Below are 22704 nucleotides of genomic sequence, written 5' to 3' on the forward strand. Positions count from 1 at the left end.
AGCAGTTTCGGAATAATTTCACTAGAAATCTAAGTGATGTTATTCCATCTTGACCAATTCACTTTATTTAAGCAGAATTTAAATTGTATCACTTTTTAAATGATACTTCCCTCCCTTTCCAAAATTCATCTTCATCCTGATTAGGCTTACGTACAAATTCATGCTGCCACACTCCCTCTAGATTGTCATTGGAATCTATTCTTAAACGAAAATCGGCAAACATGGGCGTCACGGCTATTAGGTGGAGGGAATCCTTTGTACTTGATTTTACAACAACCGGATAGGTTTCTCTTTTACGACTTCTTGTAAACTCAATTTCTCCTTCAAACATACCATTTCTAGTGCTTTTTAATGTGAGTTCGGCTTTTTTTCTTTTATCATACAAAGAAGTGACTATACCTGTCCATACTCCAGTCAAATACTCACTGTTTGAATTAAGACCTGCTTTTGCGCTTTTGGCATCCAGAAAAATTTGGGCGATGGCGTGTGCTTCTGCGTCATTAAAGAATACATGTTCACCTGTATTACTCATATAAGCCAATACTATCTCCTCTTCTGGCAAAAGAAGCCAATGCGTTCTGGCGGTGGGCATGCTTCCATTATGATACCAGACTTCAGTATCAATTTTGCTTGAACTTAGCTCCCAGCCCAATCCATAATAGGTCAACGCTCCATTTTTAAGATGCAATGATTGGGTCAATGTATCTACTGTTGATTTTTTGAGAAAATCGAAATTGATAAACTGAAGCCCAATTCTGACCAAATCTTCCGCAGTTGACAAATAACCGCCACCAGCATACATGAATGACCTATTTTCAAAAGGTGCCAATTCTCGGCTTTTTCTTCCTTTAATATAAAATTTACTGATGTCCTCAGAATCATGATTAGGAGAATCAAATGAAGTATTGTCAGCTCCAAGCTGATTCCAACTGTTATTCATTATTTTTTCAAAAGAAACACCAGCAGCTTTCTCCATTATAGCGCTCAAGAGTACCCAGCCATAGCTTGAATAGCCATATTCAGTAGCTGGCTCAAAATCCAGTGGATCATCTCGAAAAATGGTTATCGCATCTTGAACTGTTTTGTAGTTTTCAGTTCTGAACTTAGGATCTGCTTCATTATAATGTCGGATTCCTGAAATGGATCCGGCTAATTGCCGTACTGTAATTTGCTTTGCGGGAGCAGGATAATCAGGAAAGAAATCCTCAACAGTATTGTCTAAACTTATCAGATTCTCTTCCAGCATCTTTCCTAGGGCTATGGAGGTCAATGGTTTTGCAAGACTAGCCGTTCTAAACTGAGTTTGGCTCGTAACTGGAACAGCATTTTCCAGATCAGCATAGCCCATTTCTTCATTCCAAATCATTTCACCATCAATCATTACGGCTACTTGCAGCCCAGGAATCTTAGTTTGCTTTTGATGTTCCTGAATGAGGAATCTCGCTTTGGCAATTGCTTGTTCATATTCTTGTGCTACCAAAGAATAGCTCAATAAGAAATATGAAATTAATACTGTGATTCTTCTGACCATCACTTCGAAACAGATTTATTCTTAATAATGAATTCTTCTCCGTTTCCTTTTAACACTTTTAAGCTATCAGTACTTATTAGTTCACCAACATGCTTTAGATAGTCACAGTAATTATCAAATAATTCTCTTGGTGTTTTGCCATTTACTGAAGTTAATGTGTCCCCCAAAACAAAAGGTAAATCTTCAGTAGTTCTATCAACCACCCATTGATTATCATTCAAAACACCTGGAATGAATGGAGCATTAGGATCAATACTGACAGTCTTTCTTTCAATCAACTGAATTATATTCTTATCATAATTAATAATTACCTCAAAGTGCTTCAAAAACTCATTGCCCAAGAGCGCTTTTCCGTTTGCGGAGAAATTAACAGGAATACTAGTCTGAAATCCATCAATTTCAACTTCCAACTGTTTTTCAATAAGTGTATCCGCTTTGGCTCCGTAAATTCCAGTAGTTGATCTGTCGAAAAATAGCTTATCACTTCCTTCAAATTCTTTGGCTAAGGCAATGGGTAATACTAAACCACCATTATAGCCTACATCAAATAGGATATTCTGCGCTTCCTTTCCACCTATTTTCATACTAATCAATGGCGTTCCAGAAAGCAATGGGTTATCAAATTCAATATTGTAAGCTGATTCTTTAACTTCAAAGGGTTGATCTGAAAAATAGATCATCTGATGTTCGTAATCAATTTTCCAGTGGGCTAGCTTCATAATATTAGCTCCAATGATGCCATGCTGCGCTATGCAAGGACTAGCAGACTGCTCATCATACTCAACTTTTCCAGCTCCGACATTATAAAAAGCCGTTTCTCCAAAAACTAAGGAGTCTATTCTAGTGACCTCAATTTTTCTAGTTACTCCAGCTGCGGTAGAATTGGATTTGGTAGTGATGGTTTTCAAGCTGAGCGACTCTGCCAATCCTTTTTCAATTTTGCTATTGAAAGCGCCCGTATCAAAAATAAATTCTCGCTCGGTGCTATCATCATTTACTTTTGCTTTTACCACAATCAAATCCTTTCTCATTTCAAAAGGGATGGCTTGTACAAACTGCTGACGCTTTAATTCTCCGCCACTCAATAGCTGTACATTTTTCAAATAACTACAGCTTGTCAACGTACTGGAAAGGATGATGAATACTACGTAAAAAATATTTTTCATTTTGTGTTAAATTTTAATTCTGTTTTGTTGGTCCAGTATATTATAAATGGGATTCCGATTAGTGAAGGTAATGCAAAAGCTATAAATGGATTCATGAATTCAAATCGCGTTACCATAGTGGAGAAAAAGGCGGTGAAGGTTGCTATGTAGCCTCCCATCATATTTCCTAAATGATAAGTGTACCAATGATAGGCTTTTTCAGGTTTGGAAATAAATGGTTTCATATTGATGTAACTGAGGTACATTCCCCCTATACCAAAACCTGCAGAAAGCAATACGCCAGGCACATTTACATCTGGTGTAACCGCATAATAAACGGCCATGCAAACAAATGAAAAGTTGGCTATGAAATTTATTGATCCTGCCAACCAATCAAACCATCTGGCTTCCTGCCCTTTGTGAAGCTTCTTCAATTTTAATATGCGAACTCCAGCAAAAACACTGTAGTAGCTGATGAAAGCGATTAAAAATAAGAACTTATTGAATTTATAAGAAGCTATTGTGATTCCAGTGATAAAGACCACTAACATTGCCACTGAGTATATTTTCCCAGCTTTTTGATGCGTTCCCTTCCCTTTGGTGGAACTTATGGCCACTGCGCCACTCAATAAAGCAATTGCCCCTGCGCAAATATGCACGAATAATATATTTTGAACTATGTAATTCATATGATTAACGAGTATTTATGATTCTATTCGGATAAATAACCAATTGAATGATATTGAATTCAAATTGATCGACTCTTGATATTTCTCCAGTAGGATTTTTGACTTTTTGTAGAGGATAATATCGAAGGTTTGTGCGTAAGACCCAGGTCTCCAATGGAGATGGAACTATGTCCCAGCCGAAAATTATCCCTGGCGAAATCATTTTTGTTCTGGCTACTTCACTTGTCATCACATCATCTTCAAATTCAGCCGCACCCCATCTTTCATAGCTAATACTTGGTCCAATGAAAGGGACAAATCCATTATAATCCCAGAAGAATTTTAACGCTTCTAATGCCACAGATCGTCTTCGAATTACGTGCTCTAGACCGTAGCTATTTGAATTTGAGCTGTAATCTCTATAGCTAAAACCAATATGAAGCCCCGCATCATGAAATAAGTAGCCTAGCCCAAAATCCCAATTAAACTCGCCTTTATGCCGTGGTAAAGACTGCTGCTCACCTTGAGAGAATTGTGGGGCTTGCAAGAAATATGCTGCACTCGGTGCGAGACCAACAGAAAAGCTATTTAATTTCCCTTTCCTTCTCAATTCGTCTTCCTTCTTCTTGGTAGATCCATTTTTATAGCCTTTCTCTTCCTTTAGTGTGGTATCGAAAAACTTTACAATCCCAATTGAAAAGTAATTTTGTGGTAAATGAAATATTTCTCTTTGATTTCGGCTCGTATAGAACTCTTTTTTGTTCGTGGGTACCCACATAAGTTCCGCATTGAGTTGCCACCCCTTATAAGCATAGGAAACGCCTGCTAAAGGCGATGCAGTGAAAAATAAATCATCTCTGCTCCCCAATTCTTCATGATCCAACTTGAAAACCATCTGGTTAAATGAAACACCAGCATAAGGTCTCAATTTACCAAATTCCATTCTCCATGGATAGTACCGAGCACTTAAATCTGCTCCTGGTTTAAAAAGGTACTCGGTTTCTTCTGCCACTTTTTTATCCCCCAAATGACCAAGAGGAAGGTTTACATTGAAATCCCATTTTCCCCAGAAATGCAAGCCTCCTATATTAAACCTAGGAGAAATAAGCGTTGGAAATTTATTGCTCAAACCGTCTGATACAAATTGACCTTGTGCTGGTACTATCTGTGTATTAAATCCGACATAGGTCTGGGCAAATCTATGCTTGCTTTTTTCCTCCATGTACACTTGTGCATGGAGTAATTCAGTAGTGAATAAAATAGTAAATGCTAATAGAACCTGCTTCATTTTTGACTTTTGTGTTTATGAATGATGAAGCAAATATGAATGGTCAAATCAGCATTTGAGCAGTCTTCAGTACTGTTTGGTATTAATGGGAACGATTAGGTATAAAAGGGATGCACCTATATATGACGATTGATTTTTTCCTTCAATTCAGAAGATTTTGATCTTGCTACAGGTATGGGATTATTGCTATATCTTAGTATAACTTCAAAGTTTCTAGCGTTACCCTGGACTTTCTGCACCTGAAGGAGATTAATAAGAAAACTTTTGTGACAATGAAAAAAGGTGTCATTCGGAAGTTGATCTGCTAAGTTCTTTAATCTATTGCGAATGAGCTCTTTCTTGATTTCCTTAGCTTCATTCAAATAAAATAATTCCAGGTAATTACCATCTGACTGCGCCCAAAGGATTTCGTTAGTTTTTAACTGCAAAACAAGTTGGCCATTTTCTGCAGTAACGGAATGAATAACATCCAAATCTCCATTTTCTGCTTTTACTTTTTGATTCAACTTTTCAGCTTCCTTCAACTGTTTCCTTTGGTAATTGTATTGTTCAAATAATACCATAAAAAGAATAGGGAAAGCACTAAATAAAAGTGTTTTGACGAAAACCGTTCTAAATAGCTCCCAGGGACTATGCTCTGTAACATTGATACTGAAAAAGATAAAGAAGATAGTTAATACGATAAAAACCAGCACCGTAAAGATCAAAAGGATCTCTTTGCCCAAAGTCCAACTATCTTCATCCATCCATTGAGGTGCAATAAATTTCAATAGCTTGACTGTAAACCAAACCAATATTGAAGCAATCAAGCCAAAGCCTAATGCAAAAGCTACAACATAATTGAGCGGTAGACTATTAAATCCCAGCGGTCTAAAAAGCAAAATCAAAAGGAAAGTGAAAATACCAGGAATAAGAATACTTCCCGAATTGAAAATAAAAGGATGCGGTTTTTTAAAGATTGAAAGCATAAGGCAAAATTAACATTTGCTTACAAAATGCTTTCAAAAAGATAATATTCTTGAAGATTTATTTATTCCAAAATCTCGAATTAGAAGGAATATCAGATTTTACCTACATTTGTTTCTAAGCAATTACTTATATTTCACTATGGATTGGATTTACGAGACTGATAAAACTGGTGAGTACCGCTATTCTTTAGGTAAAAAAGGAAAAAAGACCTTGATATGTATTGGCGTAAATCCAAGTCAGGCCAAACCTGAACAATATGATGGAACAGTATCTTCAGTGGAAAGAATAGCAAGTCACAATCAATTTGATAGTTGGATTATGCTGAATATCTATCCTCAAAGAAGTGCGGATCCAAAACTGCTTCATTACAAAATTGAAAAGAAATACCATGAAGAGAATTTGGAGGTAATTGAGTCTTTTCTTGAGGAGGACGAAGTAGTTATATGGGCTGCTTGGGGAAATCTGATTGACACAAGACCATTTTTAAAGCACTGTTTATCAGATATTTTTAACATGAGCCAATTTTATGAATGTCAATGGCTATCTGCTGGTAAACCATTGAAAGCAGGACACCCAAGGCATCCTTTGTATCTAAAAAAGACTACCATCTTATCCGAATTCGATATGGAGCACTATATGGAAACGGTCATTCAACCTGAGGATGATATATCTTAGCCGCATTTTTATAAATTTCCTCTTTATCTAAAGTCATAGGCTTTAGTTCCTTATTGACAAACATTTCCATTTGATCCGTATAATGAGGACTTTCAGCTTTTGAGGAAGCCCCGTAAGGCATAATAGATTCCAATTTTGGCAAACCTTCCCCAAATCGAGCCAGTAAAATATACGATTCTCCTACATAAGTCTTTTCCTTCAAGCCCCCTGCCAATTTCTGAGTGTACATTGGGGCAATTACATCTGGCAGTCCATCGATAGCCATTTCTTTCTCCCCTCGCTTATGTACCTGTAACTTACTGAGCGGTACTACAATTGTCCCAAATTCGTCTATCAGTTGAGCTTGGGATCTTTTAACAATTTCGATTGCTGTAGTCCTATCAATTTCTTTTCCTTCGGCATTACTAATCAGCACTTTCATCAATCCTGCTCCAACACTTTCCTTCTCTGCTTTTCTGTCCCAGTTCTGAAGGATTTCTAGGAACTTCTGAATTTCAGGATAATCCTTAGGGTTTAACTCGAAAATAATATTCACATCCTCCCTGAATTGAAATTGATCAGGATATTGAATATCGAATTTTAGCCTTTTAAAATCTTCATAACTTAATTTCTCTTCTTTGCTCATGAGGTTTTGAAATCGAATGCTTCTATTGTTATCCGTTAGAGAAAAGCCCATTTCAGCAGGAAAATCCAAAGAATCAAGATTTTCAGCATGATCTGTAGCATTAAAAGGGCTATTATTCATATTAAATAAGTAGCCTGCTTTTGGATCTGTATATTGAGGTAATTCTTCAAAAGAATGATACTTGCTCCAAAGGGTAGCGGAGGTATCACCTTGTAAAACCTTTCTCCAGTTATATGCTGGGTTCCGTACGGGTAATTTAGCATTGCTTACATAGAAAATATGATGGTATTTGTCTGCATATACTATATTAAAATCAGGCAAATAGAGTTGAGAAACTACGCTTTTAAATTCCTCAAGATCTTTCGTTTTTGTCATTTCATACCATTGCTGGATTGCTTTCAAATCCTGATTTGCTGCAAAAGTTAAAGCAAAAAAACCATGATCATTTTTTAAGGTCGGACCATAAACACTTTGATAATAGGTTTTTGACAAAGGAATCGGAATTCCTAAAATCTTAACTTTTAGTTTAGCTTTTCGCTTTTCAAGAGCTAAGATTTCTCCATCGAAATAGTAATGCTCCTTTTTATCAGGATGCATTCGTAATTGATAAATATCCATTTTATCTGGGTGATTGACTGTATGCGCCCATCCTAAATTTTCATTTACTCCATGAAATATTGTTGGGCTAGCTGGGAATAAAGAACCCAACATATTCCAGCCTTCTTCACTAGTCAAATGAACCTCATACCAGCTGGCTGGACCCTCGAAAGGTTGATGAGAATTTACGGCCAAAAAACTTTCTCCAGTGGTTGTTTTAGACTTGCTAATGGCAATTCCATTTGAGCCTATTCCTTTATATGGATTATTGAACTGTTTATCCGCAACAATATCGCCTACAATTTTATCTGCACCACTCATGGCAGAAAGCGAAAGGACAAAAGCAGTCAACATATCATCATCTGTAACTGGAAATAGTTTTCTATGCACTACTTCTTGCTTATGATGAAGTGCATAAGAATTAATTCCCTGTACATATCCATCCAAAAGCGCCAGAAACTCAAGGGATAGTTGATGCTTCTTTTCACGCACTAAGTCGGGAGCACCGATAAATTGAGTAAAGAAATCTATTCCTGCTCCATCTTTTCCGAATTGCCTTCCAGCCATAAGTTTCCCAGCTATCAATGTGGATTGAATGGTTTTAAAATCGTCTTCAGCATGCGCCCAAGCTAATCCATAAGCTACTTCTGCATCTTTCTCTGCGTAAATATGTGCAACTCCCCATCGATCACGAACTATATCAATATTTTCTGGTGAGATTTGAGAATAAAGTGTGACGGCATTGAAAATAAAGAAAAATAGAAGGACGTTTTTCATGCGATGAATAGATATACTAGAGGTTAAAACAATAAAATTATTAAGGAAAATTTAATCTGAGCATAAATTGCTATATTATTGCATTCATTATATCACTTTTTCCTTGAATTTGTTTAGAACATGATTAAATATAATCCAAAAAACTGGTTCGGCCTTATTTTTCATTCCTATAGCCGACAGGTCGTCAGAACCCTATTTCCATTTTTAACAATAATGGCAATATATACTGCTGCTGTTACTTTTTTAATTGAAGATTATTTTGAGTTAGAATTTAACAGCACTACGGTTGTTCATTCACTTTTAGGGATTGTATTGGGTTTATTTTTGGTTTTTAGAGTAAATTCTGCTTACGACAGATGGTATGAAGGCCGAAAATTATGGGGTTTGTTGCTGAACAACTCAAGGAATTTAGCCTCAAAGTTAAATGCCATGCTTTCTTTAGAAAATAAAGAAGACAGAAGTTTTTTCGAGGAAATGATCCCAGCATTTGCTTTTGCCTTGAAAGACCACTTAAGGAAAGGTGCGAAAATCAAACATTTAAAAATTAAAGATAAATCAATCGTAAAATATCTTGAGAATAAAGAGCACATACCAAATGCTATAACAGGCTTGATTTATAAAAGACTAAATCAACTTTTGAAAGATGGGAATTTAACACCTAATCAATTTCTGGTCCTCGATAAAGAAATGAAAGAATTTTCTGACATTTTAGGTGGTTGCGAAAGAATTAAAAATACACCTATTCCCTATTCTTACAGTATGTTTATCAAAAAATTCGTGTTCACCTATACTATTACACTCCCTTTAGCTTTCATTACTGAGTTTCATTATATCACAATTCCTATCGTCATATTTATATTCTTTATTTTAGTCAGCGTGGAATTGATAGCTGAAGAAATAGAAGAACCTTTTGGAGGAGATGTGAATGATTTACCGACTCAAGAGTTATCCGAGAAAATTGAAAAAAACGTTAAGGAATTATTCAATTCATAAGAGCTATTATCAAATTTCTTTGAATCCCTAAGCATTCTAAATTTGTTATACTAAGTTTGCAATTTGCTATAATTAATCAAAGCTTGAATATGCAAATAGACCAGAAAAATATATTTCCTATCATGGGAGAATGGCTTAATCAAGAAAACAGTATACAACTAGATTTCTCTAATCAAAATGCTGATTTATTAAAGCTTGATCTACAATCGACCCCGATTTTCAATGATTACGTATTTGGTTTTTTGCAGAAAAAAAACAAAAAATTTGGTCATGGTGGCTATTTGGAAAACCGTATGATCTATCAAAGAAGTACCCATTTTCAACAGGGGGAATCACGCTGCATGCATCTTGGTGTTGATGTTTGGTGTGAAGCTTTGCATTCGCTCTATGCTCCGCTAGATTCAAAAGTCCACAGCTTTGCCGATAATAATAATTTTGGAGATTACGGCCCCACTATTATACTTCAACATGAACTAGAAGGGGAAGAATTTTATACGCTTTATGGCCATTTAAGCCTCGTAAGTTTAAAAAACATAGCCATCGGGGATTTCATCCAGAAAGGTAAGGAATTCAGTGAATTAGGTCCATTTCCTGAGAACGGAGACTGGCCGCCTCATTTACATTTTCAATTGATTTCGGATATGAAGAATTTGAAAGGTGATTTCCCTGGAGTTTGTGCTCCTTCGGAATTAGAGACTTTTAAGCAGCTATGCCCTGATCCTAATAATTTCTTGCTATCAGATTCTTAGAAAATGAGCTAAAAATTCCCGCTCAGCAAGCGGGAATTTACACTACTTCATATTCAGTACGACTTTTCCCTTAGCATGTCCCTTCTGTACATATTCTAAAGCACTTACAGCTTCAGAAAAAGGGAATTCTTTATCGACCACTGCTGCAATATTCTTATTTTCAATAAGGTCTTTAATGTCATTGAGCTGAGATCCATCCGCGTGCATCATTACGAACTTATAGAGTGCATTTTTTTCCTTAGCCAACTGATCTATTTTAAAGCGCTTAAGCTTTAGTAAGAACCTAATCAATCCGTTTAAACCTAATTCTTTAGCCGTTTCATTATCCGGATCTCCGGCTATACTAATTACTTTGCCGCCCTTTTTCAGAATCTTAAATGCGTCCTTTGTATAATCGCCTCCAAGGGTATCATAAACGACATCTACATCTTCAATGATGTTAAGATAATCCTCTTTTTTGTAATCAATGACTTGATCCGCACCAAGGTCTTTGACCCAATCCACATTTTTTGTGCTGGTAGTGGTGTAAACATAAGCACCTTGTGCTTTAGCATATTGAATGGCGAAACTTCCTACTCCACCAGAACCCGCATGAATTAATACTTTATCTCCTGACTTAAGATCGGATTTTTGAAATACTTGCACTGTTGTCAAGCCCACTAGCGGAATACTAGCAGCTTCCACAAAAGTCATTGCAGCAGGTTTCTGACAAACGGCTTTCTGGTCTACCGCTATCATTTCCGCAAAAGTCCCAGGCGAATCTGTAGGAACTCTTGCAAAAACCTCATCTCCGAGATTGAAATCGTTTACCTTCTCCCCTTTATCTACCACTTTGCCGGCAACGTCAAAACCAATTGGAGCTGGAAAAGACAACGACCTGATATTTTTCATGGCTCCTTCAATGATTTTATAATCTATAGGATTGATACTTGCAGCATATACCTCTATTAAAACCTGATTATCGCCTACTTTCGGATTTTCTATTTCCTTTATATCTACGTTTTTAGCTATTTCACCATAGCCAGTAATTTTTAATGCCTTCATTTAAATTCGCTTTTTTCTATTCAACTAGGCATCGCTAACGGAGAGGAGTAAAAAAGTTGGTGGAAATACAGTGAATTAAGTCTATTTTCTCAAAATGTGGATTGACCTTCTCGTTAAAATATTCAATTTATTTCGGATATATAAAATTCAAAAGATAATTTTCTTTTGGTTTATGTAGCTTCAAAACTACAACAATTCATAAAATAATATCCTGAATCTGATGAAATCACTGTAAAAAGTTCTTGGTGATATTCTATGGATTTAGAATTGTTATCTATCTCTTCCGCTTTCCTAAAATGAAGTACAGATTTAATCCGATTGATAGAATTGCTATAAAAACCAAGACCACAATAAATGAATTTTGTTTTTTAGATACAGATTCTATTGGGGAATCAATTGTATCTAGCTTAGTATTATTTTGCGTGGAAATCTGACTGAGTTCCTCTAATTCTTGCCACTTATGAAATGAAGAGGCCGCTTTCACACTACATCCATCAATAAATAGTATGTTTTTACTAGATACAAATTCACCAAAGATGATATACTCTTTATCCAGTTCAAATGTATAAGGACAAGCACTTGATACAATTACTGATATTCTATTCCCTATTGCCTCATCAGGAACATTTTTATAGTTAGATTTTATTTCAAGTGTAACAAAATTATCTCCAAAATTATAGGTAGGGTAAAAATGATTATCATTTTCAATCCAGAGAACTTTTGCTGAAAACACCTGATCACTTTGACTAAAATGTTCTTCCAATTCAGGAATGAAACATACACATGAATGAGCACAATTGAATGACAACATTGTAATTACCATAGCAATTGGAATGATTCCTGCCTTTAAGACCTTCCTCATGATAGTCAAGAATTATTTCACTTCTTCCAATATCCAGCTACTCATCAATTCCAAAGCTTGAGGTGCAATAGTTTGTTGAATTTGAGCATATTCACTTGGAGCCCCAGTTTCGGCTTCTTGAAACAGATGGTTTAATCCTTCTAACTCTTTGACAGTATACTGTGTATTTCCACCTTTTTTTAAGGCGGTCTCAATCGCGTGTAAATTCACTTCAGCAGGAACTTGTAAATCTTTTTCTCCAATTATCGCCAATACTGGACAATCCACTTTTTCTAAAGCTTCTGCAGGATCATATTTTAAGAAATACATCATCCAAGGGCTTGTCAATTGACCCAAAACCTGATCCACAAAGACTTGTTCCTTCAGTCCATTTGCTGTTGCTAACTCAGGACTTTTAGCAACTGATGCTTCCAGATATTCTTTAAGCTCGGCTCTGACTTTTTCTTGACTGACACTATTGACCACTATATCATAAGCACCCTGATTGAATGCTCTTGCTGTTTTAAGTTCTTCCTCTTTCATTCCAGATGCTCTGCCAATCAATTCACTTTGTCTTAAAAGCAATTCATCTCCTCTAATTCCAGTCCCTGCCATCAAAACAATGAATTCCACATCCTTTGACTCTGCTGCCAACATTGGCGCAATAATTCCGCCCTCGCTATGACCAATTAATCCAATGCTTCCAATTTCCTTTTGGGTTTTTAAATAGTCAACTGCCGCAGCCACATCAGTTTTAAAATCTGCAGAAGTAGCGGTATTAAAATTTCCCTCTGATTCGGCTGTGCCTCTATCATCAAATCGTAATACAGCTATTCCTTGCCTGGTCAAATGATCAGACAAAACCAAAAAGGGCTTATGTCCTAACAATGCTTCGTCTCTATCTTGTGGACCACTTCCGCTAATTAAAACAACTGCAGGAAAATTGCTTCCTTCAGAAGGCATCGTTAATGTTCCAGCTAGCTTAATTCCAGCAGTCTTATTTTCAAAGAATATATCTGTACTTAGGTAAGGAAAAGGTTCTATTGGATCCTGAGGCTTCTTTTTATTAGACTTCTTCACTTCATTTTGGCTGAGTACCAAGGGAATTTCAGCTCCTCCTTGTTTAAAAACTCCCGTAATTTCACCATCTGAATTAAGGGTTCCTTCATATTGAATTGGGGGCATATTCATTCCCAAAATCAATTGATCATCTTCAAAAGAAACTTCTTGAACAGCCAAGCCGAAAGCTCCTTGGTCAGGACTGTCCATAGTGGCAACTAAGGAATCCTCTTGTTGGGAAATATTGAAGACAATAGTGAGTTCCATACCTTGCACCTTAAGTAATCCTTGCCATTTTCCTTCGATATTCTGTGCAAAAAGACTGAAACTAAATAAGAATAGAATTACTGTGGTAGCTAGTTTTTTCATGATTTCATCGTTTTTATAACAATATAAAAAACAAAAATAGAAATCAGTTACAGATCGTGCATCTTTATAGAGCAGTAAGACCTAAACTACTATAACTTCCACCTAGAATCATCAATATTCTTGGATATATCTTTTTAAAGATATTCCGTTAGCTTGAGGAAGCTAGCAATTACGTTAATTACTCTACTAGTGCTCCAGCAATTGTTGCCGTCATCATACAAGCCAAAGTAGCTGCCAAAAGTGCTCGCATTCCTAATTTGGAAAGGTTTCCTTGTTGGTTGGGTGCCATGCCTCCAATTCCACCAACTTGTATGGCAATAGAACTAAAATTAGAAAATCCGCAAAGAGCGTAAGTGGCTATGATAATCGATTTTTCACTTAAAATACCCGCAGTCTTCATTTCTGACAATCCTAAATATGCCACAAATTCATTAATAGCTGTTTTTTGCCCAAGTAAACTACCCACTGCTAAAGTATCATTCCATTCGACTCCCATGGCAAATGCAAAGAGTCTGAATGCTTGGCCCAAAATATATTCCAAACTAAAACTATCAAATGTTCCATTAGTAGAACTTGCCACAAAAGCATTCAAACCAGTCCATTCGCCAATTAAATTACCAAGAAAGTAATTTATCGCTGCTATCACTGCAATAAAGGCTAATAGCATCCCACCAATATTTAAAGCTAACTTTAAACCCTCTGCAGCACCATTAGAAAGAGCATCTATCAAATTGACACCTAATTTATCTTGGCTTACGTGTAAAGTATCGTCAATTGCATCAGGGTTTGTTTCAGGAATTAATATTTTTGAAATAACAATAGCTGCTGGAGCATTCATTATGGAGGCACTTAGCAAGTAGGAAGCAAAACGTGCTTTTTCAACGGGATCATCTCCACCTAAAAAGGCAACATAACCTGCCAAAACTCCTCCTGCTATGGTAGCCATTCCACCTGTCATCAAACACATTAGCTCGGAGCGTGTCATATTCGGAACAAAAGGGCGAACAAGCAAAGGTGCTTCGGTTTGCCCTAGAAAAATATTGCCGGCTGCAGATAAACTTTCCGCTCCCGATAAACGCATCGTTCTGGACATCACCCATGCAATTCCATAAACTAGCTTTTGCAAAACTCCTAAATAATATAAATGCAGTTACCGTGGAAAAGAATATAACTGTAGGGAGTACCTGAAAGGCGAAAATAAAGCCGTAAGAATCTCCAGCTAAATCTCCAAAAAGAAAACGAGCACCATCACCGGAAAAACTTAAAAACACCACAAAAGCCTCTGACACTTTCTTGAACATCAATTCTACAAATTCCACTTGTGTAATTAGAAGTCCAAAAATGATTTGTAGAAGTAATCCTGTACCGACCAAACGCCAGTCAATTTTCTTTTTATTTACTGAAAATAGCCAGGCAAAACCAACTAAAACTACTAATCCAATAAGGCCTCTAAGATAATCCATAGAATGTTTTAAGTAAAGCCTGATAGGCTTTTGCACATGATAATTGTATTAATTAACTGATAATCAGCATAAAACAACTATATGCAGCATGTTAAATATTTAAATCGACATTAAGCAGCGACAAAATTAAAGGAATGTATCTAATTAAAAAATCTATGGACATATTCAATTGACCTATTATGTAATATCTATTTTTTAAGTAGTTGTTACCATAAAATGCTTAAAACAAGAAACATAATAAATACAGGCCGTTTTGATTTTATCTAGTAGAGCCCATTCATTAAAAATAATTGAAAAATAGTTAGCTTTGTGCATGCAACTATTTTATCAAAATCTTCTCCCAGAAATCAACTATTTAGACCAAGATGAGTCGAAGCATTGTATAAAAGTATTGCGGAAACAGCAGGGTGATGAACTCGATATTATTGATGGAAAGGGCACTTTCTATAAAGCTAAAATCACAGATGCAAGCGCAAAAAAATGCAGATTTGAAATTATATCGACCACCCAAGAAAGGAAAGTAGCTTTCCACCGCCATTTAGCCATTGCTCCCACTAAAAATATGGATAAAATGGAGTGGTTGGTAGAAAAGGCAACTGAAATGGGGATAGATGAAATAAGCTTTTTTCAGAGTTTCCATTCAGAAAGAAAAGTCATTAAAATCGAACGCTTAGAGAAGAAAGCCATTAGCGCTATGAAACAATCCTTGAAGGCCAAAAAACCGTTGCTAAATGAAATAATACCATATAAGCAATTTTTGAAAGAAACTGATGTTAGCAATAAGTTAATTGCTTATGTTGATTTCAAAAATAAGATACACATGAAAAATGAGTTAAGCCATCAACAAGACACCTTAGTTTTAATTGGTCCAGAAGGAGATTTCACACCTGAAGAAGTTAGTCTTGCAATAGAAAATAGATATAAGAAAGTAAGCCTTGGAAACAGTAGATTAAGAACTGAAACAGCAGCATTAGCTGCAGTGCATTTGATGAATTTAGCGATGGAATAAATGTGTTACTTCAAAATAGGAAAACTTAACTCAATTTTTGTACCCTCTCCTTCTTTTGAGTACAGATCAAATTCCCCCTTTAATTTGACCAGCATATTTTTTACTATATAAAGTCCTAAACCTGAGCCTTCTTTGCTCTGTGCTCCTCTGTAAAACATATCGAATACCTTTTCTTGTTGATCCTCAGGAATTCCAATGCCGTTATCTTCGATAGAAATTTTGAATTCCTTTTTACTTTTTTCAGCCCTAATATCTACTTTGCAATCCCCCTTTCCAGGATCAGAGTACTTGATGGAATTGGAAATCAAATTATTCAATATCACTTCCAATCTAGCTTTATCAGAAAATAGTGGCGCATCAAAATTAATATCTTTATTGAACTCAATTTTCTCCATCCCTTCTATATAATTATTGTTCTCAATTATTTCATCCAGCATTTTGTCGAGGTCAATTGCTTCTGTTTGTATTTCTGTTCTTGTGTTCCGTGAAATCTCAATAACTTCTTTAATAAAATTTGTCAAGCGTTCAATTCTATTCTCAATCCTGACAAAGTAATCTATCACATTATCGTCCTTCACCTCATATTTTGCTATATTGATAAGTCCTAGAATAGAAGATAAAGGTGCTTTTAAATCATGAGAGGCACTATAAACAAAATGATCCAATTCATCATTTGCCAATTCCAACTCCTTATTTTTTTGTTCTAGTTCCTTCAATGTTTCCAAGCGAACCTGATCAATTTGCTTATTAATAACATCAATATTATACATAGAAAAAACCACGACAAATAGAGAAATGAACATATTAACATAGAAAGAAGTGCTTTCGGATTTACCTTCGGTCAGATTGATTTCTCCAAAAGGCTGATATTCGGTGATCTCTAATATGAATAATAAAATCAGTACATAAACAACAGAATAATACTTATATCTTCTTTCTTCATTACTAAATACTAAAAAAATGATGGCTAATATTGGAAAAAAGATAAGGTAGACTCCTATTGATTTTGGAATGATTGCTCCATAGACAAAAATGTAACCTGTGCCTAGAACTATAAAAATAAACTTTGCGATTACATGATTCCGATTCTCATTCACTAGGAAAGTAGCAATTGCTATACCCACAATCACCAAATCAAATCCAACTGCAACATAATTTATATTGAGTAAATCATTAATTACTTGAATTAATGATGCAATAACCGCTATAATTGAAAACTGTGATAAAAGTATATTGGGTTTTTGTTCTAAACTCTTCTCTAACTTTGACCACTTATTAAGATTAAAAAATCTGAACACTGAATTTGATTTTGAGTTCTAATTTATTAAAATATAAAATTTATATTGAAGTTTATCAATAAACCCGACAATTGAGCTATATTATTCGAAAAAACTTATCCACATACCAGTCAAATAAAATAATTTCATATTCTCATTGTCATAAAATAGCTTTACAACTTCTTAAAATAAAAAATTACATATGAAACAACTACTATTCACTATTACACTAAGTTTTTTCTTGATCCAAGCTGATGCTACCGCACAACTGTTTGGGAAAAAGAAAGACAAGGAAGATAAAAGCAAAACAGAAAAACCATCATCAGAGCTGAAAAATTATGACAAGATTATTAAGGGTGATGTAAAATCTGATGAAGGCTTATTTACCACCCATGAATTAGATGGAAAACTTTATTATGAAATTCCATTTGATAAACTAGAAAAAGATATGCTCTTGGTGACCCGTATAGTAAAATTACCGGATAATTTTGGTGGTGGATATATCAATGCGGGGTCAAAAATGAATGAGCAAGTGGTTCGTTGGTATAAAAGAGACCAAAACATTGACTTAAAAGTAATTAGCTTTCAAAATGTTAGTGACGAAGAATCTCCTATTTATAAATCTGTAGAAGCCAATAACTTCTTCCCAATTCTTTACAGCAGTAAAATTGAAGCAATTAATCCAGATTCCACAGCATATTTAGTTGATGTAAGCAGTCTTTTCACTGATGAGGTAAGTGCAATTAATGCTATGTCAGACCGATTAAGAAAAGCTTATAAAGTGAAGCGATTAGATAAAAGCAGATCATATATTGCATCAGCGAAATCATTTCCTGAAAATATTGAAGTGCAGCATTTAATGACTTACGATGCAGGAGATCCTCCAAGTAGAGACCAAGCTGGGACTATCAGCATGTTATTGAATCAATCCATGATTCTTTTACCAGATGAAAAAATGCAACCTAGGCTGGCAGATGAAAGAGTTGGATGGTTCACCATTCAAAAATATGATTACAACTCAGATAAATTGAAATCTGATGATTATGAACTGATTAGAAGATGGAGATTGGTACCGAAAGACATAGAAGCATATAAAAGAGGCGAGCTGGTTGAGCCTGTCAAACCAATTGTTTATTATTTGGATCCAGCAACACCTGAAAAATGGAGGCCTTATTTTATTCAGGGAATAGAAGACTGGAATGCAGCTTTTGAAGAAGCAGGGTTCAAAAATGCTATAATTGCAAAGGAAGCACCTACTAAAGAAGAGGATCCTGATTTTAGCCCCGAAGATATTCGCTATTCAGTGGTGAGATATGTCGCAACTACTACCAGAAATGCAGTAGGGCCATCTGTTTCTGATCCCCGAACAGGAGAAATTATCGAAAGTGACATTATATGGTATCATAATCACTTAAGGTCATACAGAAACCGATATATGATCGAAGCCGGTGCTCAAAAGGAATCTGCCAGAACCCTTGAAACCCCTGAGGCAGAAATTGGTGAAATGATGCGCATGGTAATAGCACATGAAGTGGGGCATGCTTTGGGATTACCTCATAATATGAAAGCTAGTTCTGCCTACCCTACTGATTCCTTAAGGTCAGCTTCGTTTACGCAAGAATATGGCCTCACTCCTTCTATTATGGATTATGCAAGGGTCAATTATGTAGCTCAGCCAGAAGATGAAGGGGTTCGCTACATTAGAATGATGGGACCTTATGATAAGTATGCTATCAATTGGGGGTATAGATTTATTCCTGATGCCAATAGCAAAGAAGAAGAAAAGCCAATCTTAGATGATTGGATATTGGAAAAAGCAGGAAATCCATGGTATGAATTCGGAAGCGGATATGGAGCTGCAGATCCAAGAGCAAACAGAGAAAGTTTGGGAGATGACCATGTGAAATCTAGTGAATATGGCTTGGCAAATTTAAAAAAGGTGGTGCCAAATTTAGTAGAATGGACTGCAGAAGAAGGTCAAGGCTATAGCGAATTGGCAGAAGTTTACAGGGAATTAGGCTATATGTGGAGTGGATATATTAGACACGTAACTGCAAATGTTGGTGGTATTTACGAAACTCTTAAAACATCTAACCAAGAAGGAGTTGTATATGAACATGTTCCAGCTTCAATTCAACGCAAGGCTGTAGCTTTCCTTAATGATCATGCCTTCACAAATCATGATTGGTTACTCAATAAAGAAATTATTCAAAGAATAGAAGATGATGGAGCAATTGATAGAGTGAAATCATTGCAAGTAAGAGCTTTAAGTAGCTTACTGGATGAAGATAGACTGTTAAGAATGGTGGAAAATGAAAGTTTAAACGGTAATGATGCCTATTCACCATTAGAAATGCTGGAAGATGTTCGAACGGGGATTTTCTCCGAGTTATATCGAGGTCAAGCAGTGGATGCCTACAGACGAAATCTACAAAGAACTTATATAGAATTGGCTTCCAATACGATTGCAGAATTAGAGGCAGAAGAAAATAGAAATGGTGATGTGATTATATCAGATATAATTCCACTGATGCGTGCTGAACTAGAGCAGTTAAAATCAGATATTAGTAGCAGAAAATACAGAACTTCTGATAAAATGAGCAGAATTCATTGGAATGACTTATTGGCTAGAATCAATAAAAGTTTTGCTCAATAAAATTTAGAATAAATAGCTTTTCCGAAGTTCTAAACTTTGGAAAAGCTTATTTCCATTCCCTTTCAAGCCAGGCAAATTTTCCTTTAATTTGCATCAAAATTTACAAAATGGCATTAAAAACATTCGTTAAGATATCTGAAGTTAATAATTTGAGTGATGCACGCTATTGTGCGGGTATGACCGTAAACCTGATGGGTTTTGATTTGTATAAAGATAATCCTGCATACGTTAGCCCTGAAAATTTCATGGAGCTTACGGGTTGGTTGTCAGGAGTGGATTTCGTAGGCGAATACGGCAATGCTTCCGAAGATGCCATCAAAGCATCCATCAAAGATTATGAAATTCACTACCTACAAACCGATAATCCAGCCATTATCCCTCTTTTCCCAGAATTCAAAAGAATATTAAGATTTGACATGGATAAAGTGTCTAATGCAGAGGAAGTAAAAAGCATTATGCATAAAGCCGCAGATGATGTCCAGTTTTTCCTATTTGAATCCGGAAACGGTAATCATTATAAAGAAAATGTAGTCAATCAAGTATTAGATTTAGCAAAAGACTACCCTGTTGTCTTAGGCTTTAATATTGACGACAAAAATGTAATGGAATTAGTTGAAAAGACTTCTATAAAAGGTATTTCACTCAAAGGTGGAGAAGAGATTCGACCAGGTTATAAAGATTTTGATGAGCTGGCTGATATTTTGGAGACCTTGGAGATTGATGATACAGTAGAAGGCTGATTGAAGCTTGGTAGAAAGCTCACACGCTGAAAAGCATGCGCCAACGTGAGCTCGATTGGATTAGCACAGAACGGAACTCTATTGGATAGTTGATATTTACAAAATAATCACCGCTTCAACTTCTCATCCAAAGTCTCAACTAACTGCTTTAAAGTATCTCTGAAATGAATTATTTCGGTTTCAGAGGTGGTCTGATCCTGAAAAGAGCCAATGATCTTTTCAGGAATCTTAACTGCTTTTTCCTTTAGCTTCTCTCCTTCTGCTGTTAAGGATACTTGAACTGTACGTTCATCTTCTCTCGAACGTTCTCTTTTTAATAGCCCTTTGTTTTCTAGTCTTTTCAGCAATGGGGTTACAGTATTAGTTTCTAATAAGAGGCGTTCGCTTATTTTATTAACCGTTTGGGCATTATGCTGCCACAACACCAATAAGACTAAGTATTGAGGGTAAGTAATATCCAACTCCTTTAAAAATGGAGTATATAATTTAGTCGTAAGCCTTGAAGCAGCATAAAGTGGAAAACAGATTTGATTTTCCAGATATAAAGATGCGAAATGATCATCCATATTATAGCAAATTTTTAATGGTCTCTTCCATTTCTTCAGGTTTGGTTTTAGGCGAAAATCGCTTGACCGGATTAGCCTCCTTATCAATAACGAATTTAGTAAAATTCCATTTAACACGACTGCCCAAAATCCCTCCTTTTAGTTTAGACTTCAAGTATTTGAAGATGGGATGCGCATTCTTTCCATTCACCTCAACTTTTTCAAACATCGGAAAACTTACTCCATAATTGACTTGACAAAACTCTTGAATTTCTTCGGAGTTGCCTTTTTCCTGATTAGCAAATTGATTACAGGGAAATCCCAGAATAACCAGCCCATCATCCTTGTATTTTTTATAGAGCTTCTCTAAGCCTTCATATTGAGGCGTAAGTCCACACTTACTAGCCGTATTGACTACCACCACCGTTTTATTCTCAAATATTTTCATGGAGATCTTCTCTCCTGTCAATAAATTAGCATCAAAATCGTAAAAACTCATATTTCTATTTTTTAATAACTGTTTTCAAATATTTCCATCCAGCAGTTGACCATAAAGCCCATAAAACCAAAACCGGTTGAAAAAACAATCTGATCAATCGTTTTTGATCGGTATCTAAACCAAAGGCATCAATGCCATTGGTGTATTGCGAAATATTACCAGGGAAAATAAGGATGTAGAAAATCGCTAATGCTATCCCTACTTTAGCCTTATGCTTAGCCAAAAAGATCATTAACAGCCCTAACGTAATCTCTACTATACCTGAAGAAAGTACAACAAAATCCATAAAACCGGGATCTGTTGGCAACCATCTGGGAACCTGAGCTAAAAATTCTTCTCTTTGAAAAGTTAAATGACCTATACCTGCCAAAGTCATAATGGCTCCTAAAAGAACTCTAAAAATCGTTTGAACTAGATTTGTTTTCATAATATAATTATTAATCGTTAACGTTTATATCGTGTGCGATACAAAGTAAAGCAAGTTTATTGATTTAACAAAATCTCTGTTCTATAAGCTTTAAAAAGGGTTGAACTGGCAAGCAGAATTTTCAAATAATAGAAAGAAAATATAAACTAGTTTTAGGAGGATCCATTAAGAACAATCAGCACGTGTCTTGCTCCGTAGCGCACGCTAGAGGGTAGAAACGATGACTAGCGAAAGTTTAAATAATTTTTTTGTACCTTCAATAAAGATGTAATTCGTGTGAAGTATTTCCTAATTCTCATATTATCGATCACTCCATTGCAACTGTTCTCGCAGGATGATCCCAGCGCTCAGAATGAATCGGAACTCAAAAAAAATTCAATCCATGCTTCAATTGGGACAGTCATCCTTTATTCTACTATCAATTGTTACTATGATCGAGTGATTTTTGAAATGGGCAGAAATAAAAAAACCTTAGGACTCCTCAGATTAGGATATGGGTGGTTTGGCGGAATAGAAAATGATGGTCAGCAATATATGTTGCAATCCGGTATACAGCGAGAATATTTTGAAGGATTACTAGGATTTTCTATTCGACCTCAAGATGGAGACGAAGCCTTAAAACCCGCTATTTCAGTTGGGTTTAGGTGGCAAAAACCTAACAAGAGTTTCTTATTTAGAACTGGAATAGCCTACCCTGAATCTTTATATTTAGGTGTAGGGTTTGCTTTCTAAGCAAAATGAAATACATTATTATAACC

Annotated in this window: 20 protein-coding genes and 1 pseudogene; 7 read left to right on the forward strand and 14 right to left on the reverse strand. The window is 35.8% G+C overall.

Annotated elements, in window-relative coordinates; genetic code table 11:
• Window positions 1-88: 88 nt before the first annotated feature.
• The 5 genes from FTRAC_RS02260 to FTRAC_RS02280 all read right to left on the reverse strand — a co-directional run bounded on the left by FTRAC_RS02260 (window position 89) and on the right by FTRAC_RS02280 (window position 5600).
• Complete coding sequence (locus FTRAC_RS02260) at window positions 89-1531, reverse strand: serine hydrolase domain-containing protein (RefSeq protein ID WP_013452608.1); 1443 nt, start codon at window positions 1529-1531, stop codon at window positions 89-91.
• Window positions 1531-2697: a retropepsin-like aspartic protease gene (locus tag FTRAC_RS02265; RefSeq protein WP_013452609.1), complete on the reverse strand. Its 1167-nt coding sequence runs from the start codon at window positions 2695-2697 to the stop codon at window positions 1531-1533. Before FTRAC_RS02265 ends, FTRAC_RS02260 begins: the two co-directional genes overlap by 1 nt.
• Window positions 2694-3365: a DUF2306 domain-containing protein gene (locus tag FTRAC_RS02270; RefSeq protein ID WP_013452610.1), complete on the reverse strand. Its 672-nt coding sequence runs from the start codon at window positions 3363-3365 to the stop codon at window positions 2694-2696. The genes FTRAC_RS02265 and FTRAC_RS02270 overlap by 4 nt, the downstream gene beginning before the upstream one ends.
• A 4-nt stretch (window positions 3366-3369) precedes the next feature.
• The gene (locus FTRAC_RS02275; protein ID WP_013452611.1) at window positions 3370-4632 is read right to left on the reverse strand and encodes a hypothetical protein; all 1263 of its coding nucleotides are present in this window, start codon (window positions 4630-4632) and stop codon (window positions 3370-3372) included.
• A gap of 116 nt (window positions 4633-4748) precedes the next feature.
• Entirely contained in the window at window positions 4749-5600 is an 852-nt protein-coding gene (locus FTRAC_RS02280; RefSeq protein ID WP_013452612.1) for a LytR/AlgR family response regulator transcription factor, read from the reverse strand.
• Between the two features lie 139 nt (window positions 5601-5739).
• Between FTRAC_RS02280 and FTRAC_RS02285 the strand changes: the two genes are divergently transcribed.
• On the forward strand, window positions 5740-6276 hold the full coding sequence (locus tag FTRAC_RS02285) for a DUF1643 domain-containing protein (protein ID WP_041649431.1): 537 nt from the start codon (window positions 5740-5742) through the stop codon (window positions 6274-6276).
• Here the strand turns inward: FTRAC_RS02285 and FTRAC_RS02290 are convergent.
• Entirely contained in the window at window positions 6248-8275 is a 2028-nt protein-coding gene (locus tag FTRAC_RS02290; RefSeq protein ID WP_013452614.1) for a penicillin acylase family protein, read from the reverse strand. The genes FTRAC_RS02285 and FTRAC_RS02290 overlap by 29 nt on opposite strands.
• Window positions 8276-8395: 120 nt before the next feature.
• Between FTRAC_RS02290 and FTRAC_RS02295 the strand changes: the two genes are divergently transcribed.
• Both FTRAC_RS02295 and FTRAC_RS02300 read left to right on the forward strand, forming a co-directional pair.
• The gene (locus FTRAC_RS02295; RefSeq protein WP_013452615.1) at window positions 8396-9268 is read left to right on the forward strand and encodes a bestrophin family protein; all 873 of its coding nucleotides are present in this window, start codon (window positions 8396-8398) and stop codon (window positions 9266-9268) included.
• An 89-nt stretch (window positions 9269-9357) separates the two neighbouring features.
• Window positions 9358-10017, forward strand: coding sequence for a peptidoglycan DD-metalloendopeptidase family protein (locus FTRAC_RS02300; RefSeq protein WP_013452616.1), 660 nt, complete (start codon window positions 9358-9360; stop codon window positions 10015-10017).
• Between the two features lie 42 nt (window positions 10018-10059).
• Here the strand turns inward: FTRAC_RS02300 and FTRAC_RS02305 are convergent, their stop codons facing one another.
• The 4 genes and pseudogenes from FTRAC_RS02305 to FTRAC_RS02320 form a co-directional block, all read right to left on the reverse strand.
• The gene (locus tag FTRAC_RS02305; RefSeq protein WP_013452617.1) at window positions 10060-11061 is read right to left on the reverse strand and encodes an NADP-dependent oxidoreductase; all 1002 of its coding nucleotides are present in this window, start codon (window positions 11059-11061) and stop codon (window positions 10060-10062) included.
• A gap of 274 nt (window positions 11062-11335) precedes the next feature.
• Window positions 11336-11923: a hypothetical protein gene (locus FTRAC_RS02310; RefSeq protein ID WP_013452618.1), complete on the reverse strand. Its 588-nt coding sequence runs from the start codon at window positions 11921-11923 to the stop codon at window positions 11336-11338.
• Between the two features lie 12 nt (window positions 11924-11935).
• On the reverse strand, window positions 11936-13330 hold the full coding sequence (locus FTRAC_RS02315) for an alpha/beta hydrolase family protein (RefSeq protein ID WP_013452619.1): 1395 nt from the start codon (window positions 13328-13330) through the stop codon (window positions 11936-11938).
• Window positions 13331-13508: 178 nt separating this feature from the next.
• Window positions 13509-14793, reverse strand: a pseudogene (locus FTRAC_RS02320) (NupC/NupG family nucleoside CNT transporter).
• Between the two features lie 313 nt (window positions 14794-15106).
• On the opposite strand from FTRAC_RS02320, the gene FTRAC_RS02325 reads away from it, so the two are divergent.
• Window positions 15107-15802: a 16S rRNA (uracil(1498)-N(3))-methyltransferase gene (locus FTRAC_RS02325; RefSeq protein WP_013452620.1), complete on the forward strand. Its 696-nt coding sequence runs from the start codon at window positions 15107-15109 to the stop codon at window positions 15800-15802.
• A 5-nt stretch (window positions 15803-15807) separates the two neighbouring features.
• Here FTRAC_RS02325 and FTRAC_RS19100 read toward each other — a convergent pair whose 3' ends face one another.
• Window positions 15808-17100: a sensor histidine kinase gene (locus FTRAC_RS19100; protein ID WP_013452621.1), complete on the reverse strand. Its 1293-nt coding sequence runs from the start codon at window positions 17098-17100 to the stop codon at window positions 15808-15810.
• Between the two features lie 181 nt (window positions 17101-17281).
• On the opposite strand from FTRAC_RS19100, the gene FTRAC_RS02335 reads away from it, so the two are divergent.
• Window positions 17282-19735 (forward strand): zinc-dependent metalloprotease, encoded by a 2454-nt coding sequence (locus FTRAC_RS02335; RefSeq protein ID WP_013452622.1) that lies wholly within the window; start codon window positions 17282-17284, stop codon window positions 19733-19735.
• A gap of 107 nt (window positions 19736-19842) precedes the next feature.
• Window positions 19843-20475: a phosphoribosylanthranilate isomerase gene (gene trpF / locus FTRAC_RS02340; protein WP_013452623.1), complete on the forward strand. Its 633-nt coding sequence runs from the start codon at window positions 19843-19845 to the stop codon at window positions 20473-20475.
• Window positions 20476-20582: 107 nt separating this feature from the next.
• Here the strand turns inward: trpF and FTRAC_RS02345 are convergent, their stop codons facing one another.
• The 3 genes from FTRAC_RS02345 to FTRAC_RS02355 are packed head-to-tail and all read right to left on the reverse strand — an operon-like array spanning window position 20583 to window position 21946.
• Window positions 20583-21041, reverse strand: coding sequence for a MarR family winged helix-turn-helix transcriptional regulator (locus FTRAC_RS02345; RefSeq protein ID WP_013452624.1), 459 nt, complete (start codon window positions 21039-21041; stop codon window positions 20583-20585).
• A 1-nt stretch (window position 21042) separates the two neighbouring features.
• On the reverse strand, window positions 21043-21519 hold the full coding sequence (locus FTRAC_RS02350; protein ID WP_013452625.1) for a glutathione peroxidase: 477 nt from the start codon (window positions 21517-21519) through the stop codon (window positions 21043-21045).
• 4 nt (window positions 21520-21523) lie between these two features.
• Window positions 21524-21946, reverse strand: a complete 423-nt coding sequence (locus tag FTRAC_RS02355) for a DoxX family protein (RefSeq protein WP_013452626.1) — start codon at window positions 21944-21946, stop codon at window positions 21524-21526.
• Between the two features lie 276 nt (window positions 21947-22222).
• Between FTRAC_RS02355 and FTRAC_RS02360 the strand changes: the two genes are divergently transcribed.
• Window positions 22223-22678: a hypothetical protein gene (locus FTRAC_RS02360; protein WP_013452627.1), complete on the forward strand. Its 456-nt coding sequence runs from the start codon at window positions 22223-22225 to the stop codon at window positions 22676-22678.
• Window positions 22679-22704: the final 26 nt, after the last annotated feature.

It is taken from the genome of Marivirga tractuosa DSM 4126 (genome assembly GCF_000183425.1).
GTDB lineage: Bacteria > Bacteroidota > Bacteroidia > Cytophagales > Cyclobacteriaceae > Marivirga > Marivirga tractuosa.

Coding starts and splice junctions, on each gene's coding strand:
- FTRAC_RS02295 (WP_013452615.1), top strand. CDS start 8,396: ATGATTAAATATAATCCAAAAAACTGGTTCGGCCTTATTTTTCATTCC.
- FTRAC_RS02345 (WP_013452624.1), bottom strand. CDS start 21,041: ATGGATGATCATTTCGCATCTTTATATCTGGAAAATCAAATCTGTTTT.
- FTRAC_RS02275 (WP_013452611.1), bottom strand. CDS start 4,632: ATGAAGCAGGTTCTATTAGCATTTACTATTTTATTCACTACTGAATTA.
- FTRAC_RS02290 (WP_013452614.1), bottom strand. CDS start 8,275: ATGAAAAACGTCCTTCTATTTTTCTTTATTTTCAATGCCGTCACACTT.
- FTRAC_RS02280 (WP_013452612.1), bottom strand. CDS start 5,600: ATGCTTTCAATCTTTAAAAAACCGCATCCTTTTATTTTCAATTCGGGA.
- FTRAC_RS02310 (WP_013452618.1), bottom strand. CDS start 11,923: ATGAGGAAGGTCTTAAAGGCAGGAATCATTCCAATTGCTATGGTAATT.
- FTRAC_RS02260 (WP_013452608.1), bottom strand. CDS start 1,531: ATGGTCAGAAGAATCACAGTATTAATTTCATATTTCTTATTGAGCTAT.
- FTRAC_RS02355 (WP_013452626.1), bottom strand. CDS start 21,946: ATGAAAACAAATCTAGTTCAAACGATTTTTAGAGTTCTTTTAGGAGCC.
- trpF (WP_013452623.1), top strand. CDS start 19,843: ATGGCATTAAAAACATTCGTTAAGATATCTGAAGTTAATAATTTGAGT.
- FTRAC_RS02285 (WP_041649431.1), top strand. CDS start 5,740: ATGGATTGGATTTACGAGACTGATAAAACTGGTGAGTACCGCTATTCT.
- FTRAC_RS02270 (WP_013452610.1), bottom strand. CDS start 3,365: ATGAATTACATAGTTCAAAATATATTATTCGTGCATATTTGCGCAGGG.
- FTRAC_RS02265 (WP_013452609.1), bottom strand. CDS start 2,697: ATGAAAAATATTTTTTACGTAGTATTCATCATCCTTTCCAGTACGTTG.
- FTRAC_RS02315 (WP_013452619.1), bottom strand. CDS start 13,330: ATGAAAAAACTAGCTACCACAGTAATTCTATTCTTATTTAGTTTCAGT.
- FTRAC_RS02305 (WP_013452617.1), bottom strand. CDS start 11,061: ATGAAGGCATTAAAAATTACTGGCTATGGTGAAATAGCTAAAAACGTA.
- FTRAC_RS02335 (WP_013452622.1), top strand. CDS start 17,282: ATGAAACAACTACTATTCACTATTACACTAAGTTTTTTCTTGATCCAA.
- FTRAC_RS02300 (WP_013452616.1), top strand. CDS start 9,358: ATGCAAATAGACCAGAAAAATATATTTCCTATCATGGGAGAATGGCTT.
- FTRAC_RS02350 (WP_013452625.1), bottom strand. CDS start 21,519: ATGAGTTTTTACGATTTTGATGCTAATTTATTGACAGGAGAGAAGATC.
- FTRAC_RS02325 (WP_013452620.1), top strand. CDS start 15,107: ATGCAACTATTTTATCAAAATCTTCTCCCAGAAATCAACTATTTAGAC.